Source organism: Nitrospira calida (genome assembly GCF_976986435.1).
Genome location: NZ_OZ335950.1, coordinates 3,059,817 through 3,083,365 on the forward strand (window position 1 = coordinate 3,059,817; position 23,549 = coordinate 3,083,365).

Annotated in this window: 16 protein-coding genes; 1 reads left to right on the forward strand and 15 read right to left on the reverse strand. The window is 60.6% G+C overall.

The features are described 5' to 3' along the window. Nucleotides 1-314 precede the first annotated feature (314 nt). The 15 genes from ACWHTU_RS14910 to ACWHTU_RS14980 all read right to left on the reverse strand — a co-directional run bounded on the left by ACWHTU_RS14910 (nucleotide 315) and on the right by ACWHTU_RS14980 (nucleotide 22,844). Entirely contained in the window at nucleotides 315-2,258 is a 1,944-nt protein-coding gene (locus tag ACWHTU_RS14910) for a cytochrome ubiquinol oxidase subunit I (protein WP_447860175.1), read from the reverse strand. After that, nucleotides 2,243-2,401, reverse strand: a complete 159-nt coding sequence (locus ACWHTU_RS14915) for a hypothetical protein (protein ID WP_447860176.1) — start codon at nucleotides 2,399-2,401, stop codon at nucleotides 2,243-2,245. Before ACWHTU_RS14915 ends, ACWHTU_RS14910 begins: the two co-directional genes overlap by 16 nt. A 283-nt stretch (nucleotides 2,402-2,684) precedes the next feature. Beyond that, nucleotides 2,685-7,565: a multicopper oxidase domain-containing protein gene (locus ACWHTU_RS14920; RefSeq protein ID WP_447860177.1), complete on the reverse strand. Its 4,881-nt coding sequence runs from the start codon at nucleotides 7,563-7,565 to the stop codon at nucleotides 2,685-2,687. 513 nt (nucleotides 7,566-8,078) lie between these two features. Continuing rightward, complete coding sequence (locus ACWHTU_RS14925; RefSeq protein WP_447860178.1) at nucleotides 8,079-9,500, reverse strand: sigma-54-dependent transcriptional regulator; 1,422 nt, start codon at nucleotides 9,498-9,500, stop codon at nucleotides 8,079-8,081. Next, complete coding sequence (locus ACWHTU_RS14930) at nucleotides 9,476-11,503, reverse strand: sensor histidine kinase (protein ID WP_447860179.1); 2,028 nt, start codon at nucleotides 11,501-11,503, stop codon at nucleotides 9,476-9,478. Before ACWHTU_RS14930 ends, ACWHTU_RS14925 begins: the two co-directional genes overlap by 25 nt. A gap of 177 nt (nucleotides 11,504-11,680) precedes the next feature. Continuing rightward, nucleotides 11,681-12,718 (reverse strand): multicopper oxidase domain-containing protein, encoded by a 1,038-nt coding sequence (locus tag ACWHTU_RS14935; RefSeq protein WP_447860180.1) that lies wholly within the window; start codon nucleotides 12,716-12,718, stop codon nucleotides 11,681-11,683. A gap of 259 nt (nucleotides 12,719-12,977) precedes the next feature. Beyond that, nucleotides 12,978-14,510, reverse strand: coding sequence for a sigma-54-dependent Fis family transcriptional regulator (locus ACWHTU_RS14940; RefSeq protein WP_447860181.1), 1,533 nt, complete (start codon nucleotides 14,508-14,510; stop codon nucleotides 12,978-12,980). An 826-nt stretch (nucleotides 14,511-15,336) separates the two neighbouring features. Then, complete coding sequence (locus ACWHTU_RS14945; protein ID WP_447860182.1) at nucleotides 15,337-15,582, reverse strand: hypothetical protein; 246 nt, start codon at nucleotides 15,580-15,582, stop codon at nucleotides 15,337-15,339. Nucleotides 15,583-15,656: 74 nt separating this feature from the next. After that, a complete protein-coding gene (locus ACWHTU_RS14950; protein WP_447860183.1) occupies nucleotides 15,657-16,265 on the reverse strand; it encodes a TetR/AcrR family transcriptional regulator in 609 nt (202 codons plus the stop codon). 337 nt (nucleotides 16,266-16,602) lie between these two features. Beyond that, nucleotides 16,603-16,830, reverse strand: a complete 228-nt coding sequence (locus ACWHTU_RS14955) for a YtxH domain-containing protein (protein ID WP_447860184.1) — start codon at nucleotides 16,828-16,830, stop codon at nucleotides 16,603-16,605. A gap of 1,162 nt (nucleotides 16,831-17,992) precedes the next feature. Next, the gene (locus ACWHTU_RS14960; RefSeq protein ID WP_447860186.1) at nucleotides 17,993-19,297 is read right to left on the reverse strand and encodes an MFS transporter; all 1,305 of its coding nucleotides are present in this window, start codon (nucleotides 19,295-19,297) and stop codon (nucleotides 17,993-17,995) included. Next, on the reverse strand, nucleotides 19,297-20,034 hold the full coding sequence (locus ACWHTU_RS14965) for a BON domain-containing protein (protein WP_447860187.1): 738 nt from the start codon (nucleotides 20,032-20,034) through the stop codon (nucleotides 19,297-19,299). The genes ACWHTU_RS14960 and ACWHTU_RS14965 overlap by 1 nt, the downstream gene beginning before the upstream one ends. Nucleotides 20,035-20,074: 40 nt before the next feature. Next, complete coding sequence (locus ACWHTU_RS14970; RefSeq protein WP_447860188.1) at nucleotides 20,075-21,391, reverse strand: MFS transporter; 1,317 nt, start codon at nucleotides 21,389-21,391, stop codon at nucleotides 20,075-20,077. Next, nucleotides 21,388-22,512 (reverse strand): glycosyltransferase family 4 protein, encoded by a 1,125-nt coding sequence (locus tag ACWHTU_RS14975; protein ID WP_447860189.1) that lies wholly within the window; start codon nucleotides 22,510-22,512, stop codon nucleotides 21,388-21,390. Before ACWHTU_RS14975 ends, ACWHTU_RS14970 begins: the two co-directional genes overlap by 4 nt. Nucleotides 22,513-22,553: 41 nt before the next feature. Continuing rightward, nucleotides 22,554-22,844, reverse strand: a complete 291-nt coding sequence (locus ACWHTU_RS14980) for a hypothetical protein (protein ID WP_447860190.1) — start codon at nucleotides 22,842-22,844, stop codon at nucleotides 22,554-22,556. 195 nt (nucleotides 22,845-23,039) lie between these two features. Here ACWHTU_RS14980 and ACWHTU_RS14985 point away from each other — a divergent pair, with 195 nt between their 5' ends. Next, nucleotides 23,040-23,453 carry a response regulator gene (locus tag ACWHTU_RS14985; RefSeq protein ID WP_447860191.1) on the forward strand — a complete coding sequence of 138 codons (414 nt, stop codon included), beginning with the start codon at nucleotides 23,040-23,042 and terminating at the stop codon, nucleotides 23,451-23,453. Nucleotides 23,454-23,549 lie beyond the last annotated feature (96 nt).

The window sequence follows — 23,549 nt, forward strand, 5'->3', positions numbered from 1 at the left end:
AGTGCGTAGACGGCGTGCGGATTTCCACCGGGCCCCGGCTCGCCACGACGCAACCCTTGTGCCTCGGGGTGCGAGAAAGACGCGTCCGGAAAATGTTGATGAATCAAATGCTTTCGGCCGGTGTGCGCACTGAGCACAACCGCACGGTCCGCTGATCCGTGATATTACGCGGAAGTCGCCGCGAAACCCGCGACATGACGCGACTGTGTGTCGCCGTGCGGCGGAGCCGATAGGACGTGGGCATCGCCGATCGAGGATTTGCCCGGCGACGCCCGTCTCTGCGGGACTAGAAATTCGTTAACAGAATCGGTCTGTCAGGTCCTGACCGCAGGCTGATGCAGAAGCTGGGGAACCGAAGCGCCGCTTTCGACTGAGGCCTTCTTGGCGCTCAAAGACGCCAGCCAGAACACGAAGAGGATGGTGATCCAGAAAAACAAAACGTTGAACGAGATCATGTTGGCGGCGAAGCCGATGGTGTGGGTGTAGGCCCAGGGCGAATTGTCGCGCATGATCTCGTTCACATGCCAGAAGAGCCGGACCGACGAACGAATATAGCCCATCAACGCCATCATCCAGGTGAATTCCGTGGCCAGCATAATGAGCGCGTATTGCGACCGCGCTGACATCCTTCCCCATTCCACCGGCCCACCCTGCTTGGCGCCTTTCAGCAGAGCGAGGTTGAGCGCCGTCATGAAGATCAGGCAGGAGAGAGTCGTAGCAACCTGCGGCACCGACAGTCCGATCCGCACGTTGGCGGGGATGTAATAGCCGTACACGGCCAACCAGATGATGTTGACATAGGCCAGCGTGAAAAAGGTCCCCATGAAGATGTTTCCGAACTTGGCCCACGACACGGTCGGAATCTTATTCCCGCGCTGGTACCAGATGAAGCTGAGAATCGTCGTCACGATCATAACGTTGATCCCGCCGTTCTTCGCCGACATGACTCCATAGTTGCCGAGCACCGGATGTTGCTGGCCGCCCATGGCCTTGAGTTCGGCAGGGGTCATCACCATCGTGTGCGGCGTGATGAAAATCAGGAAACTCACGATCATGACGAACACCAGGTATTTGACGTACCGCAGATATTTTTCGGCACCGCGCATCCGTTCCATGCACTGCCACAGATAGTAACTGGTCGTCAGGAACAGCGCCCCGATCATGGTCGCCTGGATGATGAAAAGCCAGGCAAGCAGGCCGCCCATCAGCGTGATGCCCATCTGCTGCCGGTAGGCATACACTTCCCGCATCAGCCAATAGCCGGCGAACGGGAGCGGGATGAGAAACAGCACGGCGATGAACATGGCGACGTAGCCCATCCAGTCATACTGCGCGCGTTCCTCGTTCGTCTTGGCCGATAAAAAACGGTAGGCAGCGTAGGCCGCCACGACGCTTCCGCCGAAGGCCATATTGCCGAGGATCCGGTGCACGTTCAACGGATTCCAAAGCGCCGTGTGGATCACGTGCCAGATGTTGCCCAGGTATCGACCTTCCTCGTCGACCCCGGCCGGGGACATCATGAACGCGATCCAACTGTTGGCCAGGAACATGAGCGCGGTCCCGATGACGTTCAGAACGACCGACATGCTCAGATGAATCCACTTCAAGAAGCCCTCCTTCATCCTGTCCCAGCCGTAATAGTAAATGTACAGCGTCCCGCTCTCTGCGACGAAGAGCAAGGCATAGAGATGCATCACGGGTCGGAAGATGCTGGAGAGATAGCCGAAAAAGGTCGGGTACAGTGTCAGAAAGCTGAACAGCAGAATCCCGCCCAGGATCGCGGTGAGGGAATAAGCGGTCAGGCTGATCTTGATGAAGTCGTACGCGAGCTGGTCATATCGCTTGGCAAGCGCCCGGTCTTTCGTGATCATGCCGAGAAATTCGATGATCATGCAAAAGATTGGGACTGCCAGGACGAAACTGCCGTAATACAGATGCTGTTGGTTCGCGAACCAGATCAGCACCCGGCTTTCGAAGTTGTAGCGTGGGTAATGCGTGCTGTCATCCGCGGTCCTGGGTGCCGGGGGCCCGCTCACGACCCCCTCGGTTTTGTAGTACACATCACGACCTTTCTGGATCTTCGACGCGGGATCGGCGGAGATCCCCGTGATCGCCGCGGTCGGATCGGATTCTTGCGCCAGGGCCTGCATGCCCAGTACCGCAGGCTGCGCCAGCAAAAACGCCAAGACCAAGAGCCAGCAGGAGATAGTGCTCCAGTTTCTCTTCCATGAGGATCGCCTCGTCAAATCCGTCGCCATCGTCCGTTCCTCCTCTCCGTTCTCTCACGCCGAATGGGCTTCTCCTCCGACGCCGGCGGCCGATCCAGCCACAGATTCGCGAAGACCAACAGCGCAGTTCCGAGCCCTCCGACCGCCGCGAGCGTCGTCATGTCGTCCAGCATGGCGCATCCTCCCTTTCCGCCAAGCCTCCGGTCCTATCCTAGGACCGAGCAAGCTCCGTGCCGTTTGTGGTGCGACAGAGACGTGTGGCGACAATCGCTTGATTTGTCGAGAGAAATCAGGATCAAGAGCCGAGGCGATTTCCGTGACCCAAGCGCGGCGAACCGCAATGGGTCGCGGAACGCTGCGAGTTACCGCGAAGGGGAACGGAAAGCGCAGAGGAAGGAATTGCGGAGTTCCGCGAGGGAAGCCCGGACGGGCTTCCCTCGCGATCGAACGGCCGGTCTACTTGGAAGCGGACACGTAACTCGGACCGTGGTCAGACGGCTCCACACGGGCCTGTTTCAAGGCCGGCGCCGCGCCGGTCAACGGCGCGATGCGCTGGTCGCCAGGTGGCAACACCCGGAGATATCCCCATTGCCCGGACTGCGAATAGGGCAACCGCTGATTGCTCCACACGTAGTCGCCTGGCAGGCGGTAGATCCCGCCTGCCGAAGGAATGAACGCATCCAGAGTTTCTGAGCCGGAGAACTCCACGACGCTGATCTGATCTGCTCCGCGCATGAACGGTTCGATCGGCCATTCGTGTTTCTCAACGCTGAACATGCCGTTCTGCTCGTTGCTCGCGCCGAAGACGTGGATGCGTACCGGATCACCGGCATGCGCCTCGATGACCGGCGTGGCCGGGTCCTCGGGTTTATCCACGGCGCAGGGCTGGAAGACCCTGCCCAGCGTGCAGCCGATCTCTTCTCGGAACTTATACGGCTCCGAACGATAGTTGACCGCCGTCAGGCCCGCGGCGTTCTGCACATACGGCATGAAACTGGTCCCGATAATGTTGTCTTCGTCCTGGAAGAACAACGCCGCATCGCGGTAGTTCGCCCGGTGTTCGTACCCTGGGATCGTCCGATCCACGATCACGTCGGCGATCCAACTGTTCTTGTTGGAGATGTCGGCGCCGGTCTTCGGATCCCGGTACGTCGCGCCCTTCGGTCCGATGATGATCGCGCCGAAGAGCCCATTGCGCGGGTTGGTCATCACGTCTCCCCAGTCCCACACCAGGGACGCGATCTCGCCCAGGGACGGATCGGCATAATAGGTGTAGGTCCGGCTCTCGCCAGGGCCCACCGTCTGATCGCCGGGATTGTTTCCGACGTTGGCACCTAGCGAGTCCTTCGGATCAAAGGCCAGGGAGATCGCCGAGAAGGAAGCACGGCCTTCTTTCATCCGGTTCGTCAGCTTGACCTTGATGCAATCCCCGACGTTGGCCCGCAGCGTGAGCGGCATGGGTTGCAGCCCGCCCGCCACCTTGGAGACCTCCTCTTCCAGAAGATAGATCTTGGCGTCGGGGTTGCGGAGCTGAATCTTCCGCTCGAAGTCCACCTCGATCGCATCCGGCGCCTTCGGGTTGAGCTTCATCGACGGATAGTCAATCGCCACGACGTTGAAGGTCTTCACCGGCGCGTCGGCCGGACAGATCGGCAAGGGCTTCGGAATCTCATTCCTCCCGGAATAGCCGGCTGGCAACTTTTGAAGGTCCGGCACTTCTTTGTCCAGCACCCGGAGAATCCCCCATGCTCCTTCGGAGAATTTCGACGACCGCCCGTTGAAGTGGATGTAATCGCCGGGCTGCAACCTCGGCCCTCCGGCTTGCGGCACGACGAGGTCATACCGTTCCGCGATTCCGATATGGATCGAATTCTTCCGGTTCGCGTCCCCGGCATAGCGCTCCGTCAGGAACGTATGTCCGGAGAGCGTCCAGACCATGGTTTCGTTCGTCATCGTCTGAAGCAGCCGAAACACTACGGTGTCGCCCAGGTAGGCGCGTACCATCGGCGTGTACGGATCGCCGTGCACCGCGCTGCTGAAGATCTTCGAGCGGTCCGGATTGGCCTTCAGCCGAGCCGCGATGGGTTCGGCGCGGAAATTCAGGCTTCCTCCCGTCGTATGAGTGCCGCCGTTCAAGAAGGGCATAGGCGTCATGGGAATCTTTTCCGGCATGACGAACGAGACCGTCTTGCCGGCCTCCAATGCCACCTCGATCGGCTGTCCCGGAGGATTCCCTTCCGTGACGATGTTCACCGTATGCGGCACGCTGTCGTTCAATTGAACCAGCAACTCGCGGAAACTGCCATTGACGCCGTAGCCCACCGGCTCCACGGTCCGGATATCCGCCAACGGACCGCTCCGGATCGGCTTGCCGGTCTTGGGATCATGGTAGGTGGATCCAACCGGCTCGATGATGATCGTGCCGAATCCACCGTGACCCCAGGTCACCCGGCCCAACGCGTGGTCGTGCCAGAATACGGTGCCCACGTCGGAGTCCACCCAGAACCGTTGCCGCACGAACTCCACGGTCACAATGTCGTTGACCGGGTGATCGTGCCGCAGCGGCCGGTACAGCGTGATCTGGTTGCCTTTGATGGCTTTGATCCGCCCGACTTCGTTCCCTTCGACGTTATCCGCACCGATCAGGATTTCGATGTTCGGATGATACTGGGCCGCGTTCTTGACCGTGATCGTGCGCTCGCCTTTCTTGGCCGGTTTCACGAACACGGTGTTCATCGGCAAGGGGAGACCTTTGTTCACCTTTTTCTCCAGCATGGTGAAAGGTCGGACCGACTGCTCATAGGAGAACCCAGTGATCACGCCGTCCGACGCCTGGTTGTCGAACTGCAAGAAATGCCAGTGCGTGTTGATCTTGGAGGCATGGAAATTGGTATGGTCGTCGTCATTCCATTCGCTGGTCAGCATCCAATCGATGCAATCGTAGATGTTCGCCCGCACAACGAGCGGGAACTTCCGGTCGTTGTTCTTCCGGACCTCCGCCTCTTCTTCGTGGAGCACGTAGATCAACCCGCCCTTGTCAATGATGGGCGGCTCATCGCCCTGTTTGTCCGCGAGCATCATCGGCGTCTGAATGAAGTGGACGTTGTAAAACTTGCGGCCTGCGTTCTCCGGACACATGCTCCAACGGCCATTCTCGCCGGGTTTGGCGGGATAGGAACTGGGAAGCCCGTCCTCATCGAGATGAATCGGCTCGAGCCAGGGCGAAGGATTGTGATTTTGTGAGAAGGGCGCGCGCCGCCCGAAATGGGGCTTGAGATGAGGCCACGCGATCTTCCCCGTCGAGGGCTCGAACAGGATCGGCAACCGTTGGCCGGGCGCCGGCGACTGGTAGCGGGGATTAGGGACGGTGTTCTCCCGCTCGGTCATGGCGCGATCGCCTTGCCAAGCCCAATCGAGGACGGTCGCATCGTAGGACAGCGTCTGGCCCCGCTCGTCGTCCTTGTGGCCCGGTTTTCCCTGAGGCGGCAACTGCATCTCGACCCAATCCTTTATGGTCACGACCGCGGGATCTGCCTTCCAGTTGCTCTTCCCCTTTGCCACGATCGTGAACCGTTTGCCAAACCAGTCCACAGTCCGGCCAATGAGTTGATCGGAGGTGACACCCGGCTTGATCCGTCCTTTGCGGTCGGGCAGCTCACGCAGATCCGGCATCGTGTCGTTGTGATACTCGCCCTGCTGGAGCGTGTTGTACACCCGCCAATAACCCCACATGCCGGCGATATAGTGGTGGGCCACATGGCAGTGAAACAGGAAATCACCGGCCAATTGTTGGCAAAGTCCCGAACCGCACTCGGTTTCGAGGTCCATGGTCTCCGAGGGTCCGATGACCTCCACGTCCACCCGATCCGACTTGGTGCGGATCACCGGATACTTCACCGGACCGTTCTTGGCTGCGTGCCACAACGGCATCTCGTCGATCGCCCGTGGGCTTCTCGGCCAACGGATCGCCCCGCCGTGCGGATGGTGGGAATGGAACACTTCCGATCCGCCGTGGACCAGGCGGAACTTGGCGGGATCGCCCAGATAGCTCCGCGGGATGGTCGTGGCCGGATCGCCGAACGTATAGGCGCTGTAGGCCATGGACTCGTCCTCGAACCCGAAGTACGCGTGCTGGGTCTCCATATTGTCCACGCCGAAGGGCTCGCTGCGATAATTCAGCGCACGGGCGACCGGGCGATAGACGTCCGTAAGCGGATCCCGCTGCGGGATGAAGTCGCCTTTCTTGTTGACCGGACGGAAGGCCTCGTCGCCCACCTCGTGGTAGATGATGACGAATTCCCGAAAGTCCGGGCCCGTGCCGTTCTTAATGATGGCCTGCCAGCCGCTCGCGAGCGGGGTCGGATCGCCGCTGCCCAGCGGGTCGAGGTATTCCGATCCCTTGGGTTCGACCACGAAGGTGCCGAAGAGCCCCATCACCGTCAGCTCGCGGTCGTTGCTGTAGGAGTGGAATTGCCGCCCGCCTTCCTGCGTGGAGGGATGGATGTACCACTCCAGATCGACGCTTTTGCCCTGGGAGGCGATCGCGTCCGGATTGGTCGTGGTCGCCGGCTTGCCGGTCGCGCTTACCACCATGCTAGAGCCGTGGATATGGAGGCTCACATCCTCGCCGCCTTCCAATTGGTTGCGCAGCGTGATCTTGACGCAGTCCCCTTGGTTGCCGCGGATCACGAGCGGCTGGATCCACTGATTCTGAAGACCGTTCGTCACCGCGCCAGGATCGTAACCTTCCCGGCCCCGCGCTTCGCGGTTCTTGGCCTCTTCTTCCCGCACCTTGTCAATGTTCTCCGTGAGCACGTACATGTACCCCGGGTAGTAATCAAGCCACATATTCAAGGTGATTTCGACGTTGATCGCCGAGATGTCGTAGCGCTTGACTGGCGCGCTGGCCGGGCAACGTCCGCCGAGGCCAGTCACCGGCTCGTCACCGGTCCGCGACATGAGCAGAATGTCCTGGCCGCCCGCCCCATATTGGTGCATCATGGACATCGTGTTATAGAACCCGTCGGTCCGCTGCGCCTGTGCGTCCCGCTCCATCTGCTCCATGATTCGCTGGTGCTGGCGCTCGACCATGGCCGCCCGTTCTGGTCGCCCTTCCAACGTATCCTCGACGATCGTCTGCCCCTTCAGCCGTTCTGCCCAGGGCGCGGTCGGATAGGCCATGACGTGCGCGTGGGGCGCGGCGTCGCGTGTGTCCGCGCCTTCGTGACGGGAACTGGTGGTTCCCGCCTCCACGCCGGAGGCGACCAGTACGGCCGCCGATACCAGCGCCAGTCCCCGAAGTCTCCACATATCCCGGCAATCTCTGGTCTTCCGCATCGACAACTCCTCCCTTTCACAAAACAACGATCAGCGAACCCGTCTCGGTTGTGTGCAAGGATCCGAGGGAAACCCCACCTTGGCAGGGGGAAACGCCGGAGCGCCAGCCCAGCATTCCCCTTTCTTCCCACCGGATGAGTGACAACCGGCTTCACAACATTGAGGAGCAAATCGGGCTAAGCGTAAGCAAGGATTGTGCCTTCTCACGTTCTCCACAAGTCATCCGAAGGCCTTCACATTTCAAGGCAAATATGATAGGCCGGCATGAACTTGAGAAACGTATGGGACTTGAATGTCCTATCGAATGAATCGTCTGATAAGCAGTGCTGTATAACAGCCATGACTGAACATGGAAGACCTCTTCGTCCCATATGGGGCGTCACTGCCCGACTAATGGAGGCGCCGAAGGGAGCGGCCTTGAGTGCTCGAGGTGGAGAGACCTCGCGGCGGGATTTGTCAGATGCTGCTGGGAAACCCGATGATCGGATACCGCTTGAGGGTGAGAAGTCGGAATCAATACAGGCCGCGGAGGCCGTGCCGCTTGATCATGCGCTCGATGGTCTTGCGATCCAAACCCGCCTCCCTGGCCGCGTGGCCGATATGCCCGTGGTGCCGTTGTAGGATATCCACTAGAAACGAGCGTTCGAAAGACCGGACGAGCCGTTGCTTGGCCTGCTTGTAGGAACTTGCCGGACAATCGGCGATCGGCTCCGGCGAGAGCATGCGGATCCGCTCCGGCAGGTGTGCAGGCATGATCACCGGCCCGTCGGCCAGCGCGGCGGCTCGTTCCACGACGTTCTGCAATTCACGGACGTTTCCCGGCCAGGAATAGCGCGTCAACAGCCGCAGCGCCTCTGGGTCGAACGACCGTGGTACAGCCGATGCCGGGCCGTTGCGTTCTGCTGCTCGGCGCAGAAATTCCGCGGCTAACAGTTCGATGTCTCCCTCGCGGGCGCGAAGTGGCGGGAGCACGAGCTGAATGACGTTCAACCGATAGTAGAGATCCTCGCGAAATCCACCCCGCCGGCAGGCTTGTTCGAGGTCTTGATTGGAAGCCGCGACAATCCGCACGTCGACGTCGACGAACCGCGTTCCGCCCACGGGCCGAATCTGCCGCTCTTGCAACACGCGCAGTAGCCGAGCCTGCAAGCTGGGACTCATCCCGCCGACTTCGTCCAGGAATACGGTGCCTCCGTTGGCCAGTTCGAACAAACCGGGTCTACTCGTTACGGCGCCGGTAAAGGCGCCTTTTTCGTGGCCGAACAACTCCGATTCGAGCAGGTTCTCCGGCAAGGAGGCGCAATCGACCGGCACGAACGGCCTGGAAGCGCGCGGGCTGATGGCGTGAATCGCGCGCGCCACCAATTCCTTCCCGGTGCCGCTTTCGCCGTAGATGAGGACATTAGCGGTCGTCGGGGCGATTTTCCGCACGAGCTGAAGAACCGCGCGCATGGCCGGGCTGTCGCCGAGAATCCGATCTAGCTCGCTGTGCAGCGCCGGACAAGCAGCCGCCGCGCGTACCTCGGTTCGGCCGGTCGTCCGGCCTCCCAACCGCTCGGGCCGTTCAGCAGTTGAGAAGGCCCGCCGCACTACCTGTTCGAGGTCCGCGCTGGAAAAGGGCTTTGCGAGATAGTCGAAGGCACCTTGTCGCATGGAATGGACGGCGGTCTGGACCGTCGCATATGCGGTCATCAGCACCACTTGGGTCTCAGGGTCCACGCGCTTGACGGCGCCCAATATCTCAAGGCCGTCCATGCCTGGCATGCGCAAGTCGGTCAGGACGAGTCCGGGGCGTTCCCGTTCCAGTACGTCCGGCACGCGCACCGGATCGCTTTCGGTGAGGCAGTCGTAACCAAGGCGTCGCAAGAGGCGACGGCAGTTCTCCAGCGCTTCCGGCTCGTCGTCCACGACTAAGATTTTGCCCGCAATTCCCACTGCAAATCCTGTTCGGAAGTCTCAGGCGACGGCAGCGCCGGAAGCCAGACGGTGAAGACCGCCCCGGGTCCGCCGTTGGCCACCTCAATCCGGCCGCGATGCTCGGTCACGATGCCATGGGCAAGAAAGAGACCAAGTCCGTGCCCTTCGCCGATCGGTTTGGTCGTAAAGAACGGGTCGAACACCCGCTCCATCAGTTCTTCCGGGATGCCGGGCCCGGTGTCGGAGACGCGGACGGTCACCCAATCGTCCTGCCGGTTGCGGACCCGATCGGCGGTCACCGTCACGACCGCTGGCCCGGGCCCTTCCTGCGCCGCATCCACGGCGTTGTTGACCAGGTTCAGCAAGACCGTTTCCAACCGATCACGGTCCCCCATCACCGGAGGCAAATCCGCTTCGATGATCGAGTCCAGGCGGACGCCACGGGCCGCCACGCGTTCGGCCGCGACCGCAAGAGCGGTCCGGATGACACAGGCCACATCGATCGGCTTGAATGTCGTGGCGGCATGGCGCGACAGCGTCAACATCCCTCGGGTCACCCGCAGGATGCGCTCGGCTTGCGCGCGGATCGCCTGCAAATCGCGCATCACATCTGCCGGCAGCGGCAGTTGAGCCGCCTCTGCCTCCATGCATTCGATCCGGTTGATGATGATCCCCAGAGGATTGTTGATTTCGTGCGCGATGCCGCTAGCAACCTTACCTAGCGCGGCCAGCCGCTCCGTCAATTCGAGTTTCCGCATCTGGGCGGCGGCTTCCTGTGTTTTCTCGTCGACCCGGCACGCGCGGGTGCGGTTCAAGGTCTCCAACTCGGCCCGGGAGGCTTTCAGACGATCCGCCATACGATGGACGGTGGTCGCCAACTCTTCGAATTCGTCCCCCGTCTCAATGGTGAGCGACCCATCATAGGTCCCTTGGCTGATCGCTTCAACGCTCTGGCGGAGCACCTGGATCGGTCTGGCAATCCGAGCGGCCACATATCGGCCCATCGCCGCCAGGAACCCGACCATCACTAGCCCGATGAGGGCCAGGTTGGCGATTTGCTCGCGGATCGGCGCGTAACTTTCCGAGGGAGGCTGGCGGACGAAGATATGCCACGTATTGATCGGCGGACCCAAGCCCCTGACCGGTGCGAAGCCGACCACGGTATCGCGGGCGCCGTGGCCGTCGTCCTCCGCAATGCCCCAGCCAGGTTCGGCCGACACAATGAGCCCCATCAACTGTTCGTGGATACGGTGGGCTTGGCGAGGCAAAATCGGGCACACGAGCGGCTGGCCGGCCGCGTTGAACAGCATGGCATGCCCGGTCTGCCCGATTCTGATCTGGTTGATCAAGGCGAAGAGAGCATCGAACCGATACGTGGCCTTGATCGCGCCGATGACGGCCTGCTGATGGTCGTCGAGGATCGAGACCGCGATGTCGATCGTCTCTTCCGGCGTCCGGAAGGAACCCTGCCGCCCGGCGATCACGTCCGTGATGAACACATGGCCGGACCGCTCGTCTTGCAGAGCTTCCCACCAGGGTTGATCGCCGAAAAAGTAGCGATCCGGCTCGGAGCTTGCCGCCACCAGCGCCCCGTACCGGTCGGTGATGAGAAGCCCGGCAACCTTGTCGCCGCCACGGACCTTGGTTTCCAGCAGGAAACGGGACAATTCGGAATTGAGAAGTCGCTCGGAAAACTCGGTGCCGTTGCGCCAAAGCTCGGCACGCTGCTCGATGAGTGCGCGCGCGGCGGCGGAGTCCGCGCCGTATGCGCGGTTGGCGAGGATGACCGGCAGGCGGACGCGCAACGGCGCTGAGGCCAGCAATTGCACGTTCTGGATCTCGCTTTGCACTAGCATGGTGACCCGATCCGCAACCTGGGCGGCGAGCGCCTGGAGGTTGCCGCCGATGACGTCGCGGAGCGACCGCATGCCTGACATCCAGGCGAGGATCAGCCCCGCGAGAAGCGGAATGCAGCCGACGAGAAAGATCGCCAGCACCATCCGCCCTCGAATCGTCCTCATAACCCCGCGTCCCTTGTCCCCGGCAACTAGGGCAAGAAGTATAACTCAGCGGGGCCGAGCTCCTCTAGATCGACGGCGCGCGACCCGGTATTTCCTTAACTGGTCACCACCCTGATAAGGGACACGAGCGCCGCCAGCATCAGTATCGCCACCGTCAGCCAATAGATCATCGGTCCCTCACAGCCCGTTCCGGCCGATCACGCCGGGCGTGCGCGCGCCGGTCTCGAAAGCGGAACCGACTTCACCGGCTTCGGCGTCCACCGCCGCTGCTTTCTCCTCGCTCGCCACCCGGATGGCGCCGATCGCGCCCGTCAGCGCGTCCTGTAGCGAGTGCGTCACGATTGGGTACACCCCTTCCTCCGGAATAATCAGATCGAACGTCGCGCCGCCGCCGGGCGGCAACGTATAGGTCTGGATGCCATACTCGACGTTCTTGGGATTGCCGCTTGCATAGACGCGGTCGAACACCGCGCCGATCACGTGGAACGCGGAGAAATGGTTCGGGCCGGCGTTGATGACGTGCAGCCGGATCAATTCGCCCGGTTTGGCAACCAGCGGCTCGTCGAGGTATCGGTTGGCGCGGCCGTTGAAGACAACGAACTTCGGCTTGCCTGCCATCATGGCATCCACGTCGAAGGGCGAGGAATAGACTTCGCTCTGCACGATCACATACTCGCGGTCCGCCTTGACCAGAGGGTTCCGCGGTTCCACGATCACGGCGCCGAACATGCCGTTGGCGATGTGCTGAATCATCGGGTCGGTCCCGCAGTGATAGTAAAAGACACCGGGATATTCGGCCTTCCAGGTGAAGGTCGTTTCAGTTCCGGATGCGATGCCCTGGAAATGTTTGTCCCAGGGCGTCCTGGCAGCGTGGAAGTCGATGGAATGCACGCGATCCGCCTCGTTCTTCAACGTGAAGTGAACAATGTCGCCTTCCTTCACGCGGATCACCGGGCCGGGAAAGCTCCCGTTAAAGGTCCACGCTTCGCGTTGGTCGTCCCGGGCTACTTGAACCGTTGCGACTTTTGCGCTCAGCGTGACATTGACCGTCTCGGCCCAGCTAGTCCCGGCCCACCCGAACAATCCGGCCGCAAGGACAGCCCCCGCCCAGAAAAATCGCTCTTTCCAGCCATGCCAGTTCGTCAATCCGATCTCGCCGTTCAGCGAATTTCGCCCGCTGCTGTCTTGCCCAACCCTGCCAAGTTGTTCCGACATTTCGTTCCCTCCCTTCCGATCGGCTCGGGACCGCTTCGATATCCGCATCCGCTGCTACCCGAAGGCAAAAACCCCGCGATCGGCCGGGCACAGTGAAGCAACCGACGTACCAAGATAATGCCTCTTTCCGTGTGGTCTGAAACCAATGGTAATTCAAACAATTAGGCACTTGAACGACGGGAAAGTCTGTCAAGGCGAGAATCGGGATCGCGATAGATCGCGAATCCATCGCGATAGATCGCGGAATCGCACAATGCACTTAATCGACACGAACGGTGAAGGGTCGCCTGATCCCCAACTTCTTCATCCGACTCCTCAGGGTGCTGGGGTTGAGGCCGAGGAGAGTCGCCGCGCCATAGGGTCCGTAGATCTTCCAGCGGGTTTGCTGGAGCACGCGTTGGATATGCTCGCGTTCCACATCTTGAAGGTTGACAGAAGAGGAAGCCAAAGGCGTGGGCTTCGAAGGAACCAGAAACTGATCTGCAATCTCGACAATTGCGGTGCGCGACAGAATCACCGCCCGTTCGATCACATTCTGTAATTCTCGGACGTTGCCCGGCCAGGGGTACCGCATCAGACGTTCCATCGAACCTTGGCTGAGATCAAGCGGCGGCCGGTTGAGTTTCAGGCGGTAGAATTCCAGAAAATGCCGCGCCAACAAGGGAATGTCTTCGGATCGTTCGCGGAGCGGCGGAATGGCGATCGGGAACACGTGCAGCCGGTAATACAGGTCGGATCGAAATCGGCCTTCCCTCACCGCGGCGACGAGGTCCGCGTTTGTCGCCGCGACGATCCGGACGTCGACCGGCACCGGGCGGGTGCCGCCTACCCGATCTACCAGTCCGTCCTCCAAAACCCGAAGCAATTTAGCCTGGGCTTCCAGCGGCATCTCGCCGATTTCGTCGAGAAACAGAGTGCCTCCGTTCGCCAGCTCGAAGCGACCGGTATGCCGTTGATCGGCCCCTGTGAATGCGCCTCGTTCATGGCCGAAGAGCTCGCTCTCCACCAGACCGATCGGGATCGCCGCGCAGTTGACGCGGATAAAGGGGTTGTGGCGACGCGGGCTCAACTCGTGGATTGCCCGCGCGAGTAATTCCTTGCCGGTGCCCGTTTCGCCAGTGATGAGCACAGTGGTCGCGGTAGGTCCGACGGCCTCGGCTTGACTCAGGACCTTGCGAAAGGCCGGACTTTTCCCGACCATGGCCCCGAAATTGTGCGTGAGCTTGATCTCTTCGACCAGGTACGCATTTTCCCGCGCCAATTGCCGGCGTAGCCGGTCGATTTCTTCGTAAGCCTGCACATTGGCAATAGCGTAAGCAATCTGCGTCGCGACTTGGCGCAGAAATTCCAGGTCCTCCGGGTCCGGCTCCCCGGCCTGCACGCTCCCGATGTTCAGAGTGCCCAGGCACCGCTCGCCGGCCAGCAACGGAAGATTGATCATGCGGCCCAATCCTTCCTGGACATAGAAGTGGTCTTCCAGAAATCGCCGTTCGCGTCGCAGGTCCGGCCTGACATGCATCTTGCGGTGGTCGTACACCCATCCGACCGCGCTCCCCTCCCGGGGAATGATGGCATCGCGCTGCAATACGCGGGTCGGCATGTCGGTCTCCACGGCGTAAAAGCGAAAAGAATCCGTCTCCGGACGATAGAGCGTGATGCCGGCTCGCTCCCAAGGCACCACTTTTTTGATCTGTTCGGTAATGGCCCGCCAAAGGCTGTCCGTGTCCCGTTGTGAATTGAGGACGTTGGTGACTGCCAGTAAGGCTCGATAACCTCCTTCGATATCTTTCATGTCTCCTCACACCCACATACCGGCCTACGGCAGCAAGCAAGGTTGACTGGCTGCAGGACCCGGGCGATTCGCCGGTTGCGAATACCATGAGCGCGGCCGCCGCACACGACGTTCGGATCCAAGCACTGAAGACAAAATTCTTTCAGCAAGTCCGCCTGTTCTCCCAACCCGAATGCTCCCTCAAAAAGGATAGACTCCCCTCCTTCGCGGAGTAGATTTGTCCTTCGATGATCGGTTAGCTTCGGTTCTGGCAAGACCAGTGATGAAACGGTTCCTCATCCCCTCGCATGAAACTGACACACCCGGCCGCCGAACAGGCCGCTAATGTCCACGAAATCGATAGGGAGCGTGCAGATGGGGACGCACCTTCCACAGCGACGCGGGACTCCGGAGGGATTCGCCCTCATCTGTCCAGCTCCCCGCCAAGCCTGGACGCGGCACTGCCCCGCATGCGGCCGTTGGCTCCGGAAGGACGACCCCCAAGCTCCATGGACGTGCGTCTGCGGTTGGAAAAGCTGGTGAGAGGATCTTTGAGACGCTGAGGTCCGCATCATGATAGGCATCTCCCTGCAGGACGTCCGAGCCGGATTCTTTTTGTTGATCAGCGTGATCTTTTTGACCGTGATTTGTCTTCTGGCTGCCTGTTCCACCATTACGCGACCGATCCGTTGGTGTGAACGGCGCACACGACAAGTCGGCTAATCAAACCGCCGGCCCCCGACGAACCGCAACAGCCGCTCTCCGCGGGATCGGGTTCCCCCTGCATGCCGAGGTTGGAAGGTCTATCCTGGAGCACCAGGCAATCTGATGACCACAGCTGTGCCTGTTAAGGCTTTCTGGTTGCAGAGGAAGGGTACATCGCGGCCAGACTGACGCCGAGCGCCAGACCTGCGACAAAAACAGCGACGAGGGCAAGCGGTTCCAGCCCATCGGACAACGACAGGCGCCGCCGGCGCCTGGGGGAAGAGACCGGCGAGCCGACGTGCGCTTCTCCGCCCAGCCACATGCCGCACGATGACTCTTCGAGCGGATTGCCTTGAGCGCTCAATCGGGACTGGAGAGCATCGCTCATACGTTTATCTCTTCCAGCGGCGGATGCCAAGCTGACTCTCAGACGCTTCGTCCTCCGGACCGGCACGTCTGACGTTACAACAACGCCTGCAGGCTGCGCTCGAGTTGGGCTTGAATCTCTCCGCGCCGCCGTTTTAACTCGTCCGCCTTGTCGAACAAGAGATAATAGGTCAACAAGCCGGAGGTATAAGCCGCCAGGGCTGTGGCGAGCGTGCGCTTCGCGGCGCCGTTACCGGCCAGCGCTGGACGCAGCAGATCCCCGAGACGATCCAAATGCTCATTATAGACCGAGCGCAGATCCTTGGCCGACTCCGTCTTGAGCTGGAGCAATCCTCGGACCTGATGGAACAGCAACAGGTATTCTGGATGTTCCAGGAAAAAATCCACCCTTGCCGCGATGATCTTGCCGACGAGTTTCGGTCCCGGCTTGACGCCGTGCGCAGCGTCTTTCGTTCTCATCAGGAGGAGGTCCAGACCTTGCTGAAGCAAGGTCCGAAGCAGCGCCTCTTTGGTCTCGAAGTACTTGTAAAAGGTCCCCTTGCCGATATCGGCGCGTTCGGTGATATCCTCGATCTTTGTCCAATAGATGCCTTTCTCGGAGAAAAGCACCAGCGCGACCTCCAGCAGAGCCTGCCGCGTGCGTGCTTTCCGACGCTCCACCCGTGACGAGGTCGAGGGTGTCATTTCTGGGCCTCCGGTTCCGCCCTCATGAATATGCGGTCATATACTGCCGCCAGCGACGCGTGGACTTCAGCGGTTCAAATCCCCCGACTGCCCGATGACGCAGAATAACAGGATCGGCCACGGCTCCGCAATTGACGCACCGCCATCCCCGGAAATCGAGTTCACCACGATCGTCCAGAAGATCGGTGAAATAATCGGTCGTCATCCAGCCTTGACATCTCGAGCATCGCATCGCGTCCTCCTTCCATGTGGCTTTACGGTTTTGTCCGAATGAGAGCCTCTCATCCGGACAAAACCCGCCCTGATGGAGATCAGGTCGGCTTTCCCGCTGCATCTCTCAGGCGATCAGGCAGTTGCCGGATTCGACGACCCGTCCACGAGCTTCTCTCGCATCGATCACCATGCATCCGGCACGCTCATGCACGTCTTCCACCAACGATCGCTGTTGTCGACGTGTTCTCGATCCAGATTGCGGAGCCAGTAACAGACCGGCTCTGACGCCGACCAACAGTCCGGTGACGAACGCCACACCGCCGGCCGCACCGTATGCGGTTCGGTTGTTCACGCTTATCCCTCCTTTCTTCGTTCGGCGTTAACCGGTATCGCCGTCGTGATCGTGCAACTTGCTCAAGTTCCTTAACGGAATGCGCCCCGCATCATGCTCGAACTCTTCAGGCGTGCGCGCTTTCCATCCATCGAACGGCTACACCGCGCTTCCAAGGGTCTGCTCAGCCCGGCTTCGCGCGAACAAAGGACCAAGTGATCGCTGGGCCATCCACACCGGCAACAAGGCTTGCCTTCCGATGCCTTCAGGGATGGCCGACTTCTTAAGGACACGGCCGACCCGACCCAGTAAGGATTCGGTTCTTTCGACAAGCGCCTTCACGCCGCTCCTTTTTTCTTCTTCCTGCCCTGTCGACGCACCGCCTCGCCGTCCCAGATCCACCCGTAGGGGCATGATGTTCACGAAATCACACGCTCCTGCTGCATGCACCGGGACCGATCGGAGGGTTGAACAGACCCCTGTGCTGTTTTGCTGTCGACGGCCGACCTACACACCACCCAACCGCTGCTTTTCTTTCCACTCCAGGTGCGTGACAGAATTCTAGGTCGCGTGACACTCTTTCTTGTCGGACGACCCGCGGGCCAGAGGGCCTTGCCCCGTCGTGGGCGAACCCCGTTCCGTCGAGTGCTTCCAAGCGAAGTCTTGCGCCTGCGAGTTTTCCCCTTCTTTTAAGGCGCCAAGCCCTCGCCGCCCTCTTACGACCTCTAGCCCATAAGCGACTAGCAAATCTAACGTGACCATATAGTCACATTTATACAATTAGTCTCCGCTATGGTCAAGCCCGTTTCCGAGTCTGCGAGTTTTTCCGGCAAACAGGCCGGCGGGACCGCTAGCGCACATAACTTATCAAGTTTGCCACATTCCACCGACGCGTGTCTTGCCGCAGGCGGGCAGGTGCACCAAGGCGGCGCACTGGGTTTATCAAGGGCTGGCCCTTTCTGTCGGCCTCGGCGGAGAGAGAACAGAAACCCGGCGACGGGTCAGAAGCGTCCGGGCAGAGACCGAAGGGCATTCCCAGGACGGCTCCGGGCGGTCAGAACAAATTTAACTGGATTGCACTTGATGACCGGATTATTGGGTGATCGCGATCGGGAGAGCCGGAATCCTAGAGACATCGGTGACAGCCATCTGGAACGGACGATCGTCTCAACCAGCATACCGCTCATGTCCCGTTCATGAGCAACCGAGTCAACAGACGCCTGAACCGGCTTGCGAACAGCGCGGTGACGAGCAGCGCAAGACCGATACCGTTCACGCTCGTCGACTCGCCTAGTTTCTCGCTGATCCATCCGAACGCACTGATCCCGGCGATCGCAGCCACCATTGCGGCCGTGCCGTAGAGAGCCAGAACCCGCCCGACGATCTCGCGCGGCGACAGCTCTTGCACCGCCCCCCACGCAATCGGCGTGAGCGCGCCCATGCCGCACCCTATCACAGCCATCAGCACGGCCGCCGCCAAAGGATTGCGGATCCACGCCAATCCGCAAATCGCCGTCCCGCTGACCGCGCTGGTCGCCGCGATCAACGCGGTCCGACGCGGAAGGTCCCACTCTGTGAAGCGGACCAACACTATCGACATCGCAAGCAGACCGATGCCCAGCGCCGACCACAGATAGCCGACCTCGACGGGTCCCAAGTCGAGCAGCTTCCGACCGAACACCGGAAACAGCGTGGTCAAGGCGCTGGTCCCGAACGTATAGAGCGCCGCCGTCGCGATAAGCCACAACAACGCCGGTTGCCGGCGAAGGAGAAATTGCACGCCTTCCATCAAGTCTCGCAGCAGCGGCGCCGCGGACGACCTTTCGACTGTCACGGTGGACGAGTGCGTCAAGCGGACCGGCAGGAGGCACGCGGCGGACAGCAGATACGTGACGGCGTTGATGCATAGGACTTCCTGTGAACTCGACAACGCGATCCCGATCCCGCTGAGCGCCGGCCCCATCACGATCCCGAGGCTTGTGGTGCCTTGCAGCAGCGCGTTGGCCGCTGTGAACTGCCGCTTGGCTACGATCATGGGCACCACCGCGATGAGGGCCGGACCGAAGATCGCCGTCGCGATGGCGTGCAGCAGCACCAGCAGATAGAGCATCTCGATCGTGAACGATTCGGCCGAAATCAGGCAGGGAATCACTCCAATCAACAGTGCGCGCGCGATATCGGAGGAAACGAGGAGGAGCTTCTTGGACCAGCGATCCACGAGGACGCCGATGACCGGCCCCAGAATGATCGGGGGGATGGTCTGCAGCAAGCCGATCACCGTCGTTTTGATCGGCGACCCGGTGATCGAATACACGAACCAGAGCAGCGCCAACTTGGAAACGCCGTCACCGACTTGCGAAACCAGTTGGCCCAGCCACACCAGTCCGAAGTCCCGCGCGAACAGGAGCCGCTGAACGCCGGCGGCGTGGTCGGCGGAGAGGACGGCACGAGACGCGTAGGTCGCCGGCGTGAGGCTGTGCCCGGGCATCACTCCTTGTCTTCGACGCGGACCTTGTCCGTCCGTACGGCCTTGACGCCGGGGACCAGCCTGGCTGCCTCGGCCGCTTCGAGAATGATCACCTGGTATCGTACCACGCCGCCCAAGGTTACGATACCGTTTTCCGTCTTGACATCGAAGTTGGCGGATTTCAGTGTCGTACTCTTGGCAAAACGTTCCTTCACGTATTGGGAGATCACTTCGTCCCGCTTGTGAGCGAGCGCTTGTTTGAGCTCCGGCACCACTTCCAACTTGTTGTGTACGGACGCGACACCGTCCACCGATTTGGCAACCTCAGTAGCCACCATCTTCTCATTCTCGCTCGCTACCTTTCCCGTGAGGGTGACTTGATGATCGCTCTGTTCCACTTCGATGTCATACGGGAACACTTGCGGCGTCGCCATCAGCGCCAGTTTGACCGTCAGGATCAGCGAGGTTCGGGGAGGTTTGGAAGGTTCCTTTGCGGAAGATTCCTGCGCCGGCACCTCCTCCTTCTTGGTCGGTCGTTCCTCTTGATCCTTGGGTCGCGGTGATTCAGCAGGCTTGGCCGGTGGAGGTTGTTCCTTCGATCCCTTCTCCGCCGGCTTCTGAACCTTGGCTGGCGGCTCGCCCGACGGTTCCTCGGCTGAAAGAACACCGGTGAAGAGCAGCGACCAGCAACAGAACGCGGTCACGATGCATAACCGCCACGGCAAGAGCAACCAAGACGAGCGCAGTGGACGGCCCATCGGGAGAATCACAATGGCAGCGCGCTGAAGGGTCCGCTGCTTACCGCACAAGAAGAGGCACCGGGGTAGATGAAACGGGAGCCACGGCCTGCGACCGACGGCTGAACACTTCAGCTACCGCGGCCGTTAGAAGCAAGGTCAAGCCGATACCCATTAAGCTGGCCACAGGGCCCAGGGAATCGGCCGCCCATCCAAATCCGGCCATGCCCGCCATTGCGGTTGACATTCCCCCGGTGCTGAACGTGGTAAAGACCCGCCCGAGCAGCCGTTCCGGCGTCAACTCCTGGAGCATCGCCCAGACGATCGGTGTAAACAGCGCGGTGCTTCCGCCGATAACAACGACCAAGGCGGCCGAGACGATGGGCAGATTGACCAAGCCCAGTCCGCAGACCGCCAGACCCGCGACGGCCAATGACCCGGCGATCATGCGCAGACGCTCGCGCAATTCGCCCTGTTTCAGCCAGGCCAACGAGACCGATGCCGCCAACATGCCGACCCCCAGGGCCGACCAAAGCCATCCCATCTCCATAGGGCCGACTTTGAGTAATTGCTTCGCGATCACTGGAAGCAGGAAAACGAACGCGCTCGACCCGAGAGTGAAAAGGGCGGCGGTCACCATGAGGAAAAACACCGCCCGATGTTGCAGGAACACGAACCGAAAGCCGATCCGGAGCTCCTGCAGCACCTGCAGGGTCTCAGCTTCCCCTTCTTTCGGTCTCCATGATTCCCGCATGCGGATCGGCATCAGACATAACGCCGAAATCAAGAACGTCGCGGCATCGACATACAGCACGTTCTGCGCGCCGATGAGCGCAATCCCGACGCCGCTGACTGCTGGCCCGACCAGCAGACCGACATTCGTCGTACTTTGCAGTAAGGCATTGGCCGCCGTGAACCGGGACCGTGGCACGATCATAGGAATCGAGGAGGCCAGCGCAGGGCCGAAGATCGTGGAGACGACCGCGGTGAGAAACACCAGCAGGTACAGGCGTTCCAACGTCAGCGCGTCAAACGCATAGAGCAGCGGGATCAGCAGAATCATCACGGTACGCACCAAATCCACCGCGATCATGACCGGTTTTTTGGGCCATCGATCCAGGTAGACCCCGATCAGCGGACCGAAGATCAACGGCGGGACCGTTTGCAGCAATCCCACAACCGTCATCTTCAGCGCCGAGCCGGTCAACGTGTACACGAACCACAGCAGCGCGACCTTGTTGAGGCTGTCGCCGATCTGCGAGATTGCCTGCCCGGCAAACAGGAGTGCGAAGTCCTTCGTCCTTAACAGGTGCCAGCCGGAAGGACCATGCTGATCGGGCTGAGGATCGCTGGAAGTGATTCTCCTTCTGCGCATCATGGCTGCACTCCGGGATGGAGGGACAGACGAGTTTGTCGATTCATCCGCGACACCGAGCGAGAGCCGAATTCCGGCTCCAGAGAAGTCAATCGCACTTCCTCGCTGAGGATCTGCTCATACACATTGAGATAATCTTTCGTCATCCGGTCCACTGTGAACCGCTCCTCGAATACCTGCCGACACTGTCGGCGATCGAGGAACGGAACGTGCTCCACCCTGGAAACCATCTCATCCAGGGACTCGCAGACGAATCCGGTCAAGCCGTCCTGAATGATTTCCGGAATGGAGCCCCGCCGATAGGCCAGCACCGGCGTGCCGCAAGCCAACGCTTCGATCAGGACCAATCCGAACGGCTCGGGCCAATCATAGGGCGCTAGCAGCGCGTACGCCCCGCCGAGAAAATCATCCTTCTGATCGTCCGTGATCTCTCCGAGGAACTCGATCAGCGGATGCGACAGCAGCGGTTCGATTTCGGCGCGGAAATACTCACGATCGGCCGGATCGATCTTGGCCGCGATCTTCAGCGGCATGCCGACGCGCTTGGCGACCTCGATCGCGTGGTCCGGGCGCTTTTCCGGCGCAATGCGTCCTAGAAACGCCAGGTAATGCCCCGGCCGGGAATGATAGTGATACAGATTGCGCGGCAAACCGTGGTAGACCGTCGCTTGCCAGTTAGCCCACGGCAACGGCCGCCGTTGGGCATCAGAGATCGAGATCAAGGACATTTCGGCGTACTCACGGAATACCGGTTCGAGCTCCGGCAGATCGAGCCGTCCGTGGAGCGTCGTGACCACCGGCACCGGACAGCGCCGGGCCAACGGAAACCCTAGAAAATCAAGATGCGAATGAATCAGATCGAAATCGCCTGGAGAGCCGAAGACCCTCTCCAACTGGAGAATCAGCGGCGCGTCACGGTTAAAGACACCGGTGTTCAGGCGCAGGGCCTGATGGCAGATTGGCTCCAGTTTGGCCGCCGTGTGGGAATCTCCACTGGCGAACAGGGTGACCTCGTGCCCCAACCTGACCAATTCCTCCGTGAGATACGACACAATGCGTTCAGTCCCCCCGTACAGCTTCGGAGGGACGCTTTCCCATAACGGCGCCACCTGCGCGATTCTCATTCTCCCGCTCCTTTTCAAGTCAGTTCACGACGGCCTGCGCGTTACTGCGCCGGCTTGATCGAGAGGGCGCGCCCGTCCGGCATCATTTCTACTTCCACTTTCTCGCCCGGAACGACCAGCCGCTCCCGCTTGGTATCCTTGTTGACCCGCAATCGCACCAGCCGCCCAAACACATCCCGCACCAGATACACTTCTCCTTTGATGGACAAGAGTTCTCCCTTGATGACCTGAGGGGAAGCCGCCGGTTGCGCAGCCGCCATGGGCATGCCTAGGGATATTCTTGGGCCCATCACGAAGATCAGCGCCAGCAACCACCGCCCCAACCCTTTCATGGGTCACTCTCCCTCCCCTCGCCCCGGGAAGGTGACTCGGATGATAAGCCGTCCCATCCTTGTCGTTGGCTTAGAAATACCCCTTCGCTAGGCTTGGACCAATAGACAAAAACCTGACCGGCGGCCGAATCTTGTCCAGTCCCTTAAACCCCTAAGGCGGAGTAAGCGTAAGAACAGCGAAAAAAGGAGGATGTCATGGATGGTTACGGCAAAAGAATCTTGATTGTGGACGGCGATGAACGTTCACGACACCTGTTATCGGGCCTGCTGGAAAGCAAAAGCTACAATGTCCACACCGCCGGAGACGGGCTCGAAGCCCTGAGCGAAATGAAGAAACGGCGGTTCGACGCCGTGATTACCGACGACCGCCTCCCGAAACTGAACGGGTTGGAATTGCTCGCGTTAAGCCGGGTGGCGTGGCCGGAGACCCCGGTCATCATAGTCTCCGGCAACTTGTCGGCCCTTGGTCCTCAGGCGGTTGAACGGGGCGCCGTCGCCTGGGTTCAAAAGCCTTATGAAGCAGGGGCGCTGCTCGAACTCCTTGCCTCCGCCGTGAAGGCGGCAGGGTCCAAGCGAAGCTGGAAGTCCGGAACCAGAATGGCGGGATGAGCGGGATTGCAAAAATTGGGAGAGGGGATACACGACCGTGCCGAAGCGGGATCTGATCCTCCTGCTCGGAGCGTTCCTGTGACTTGTCTCGACATC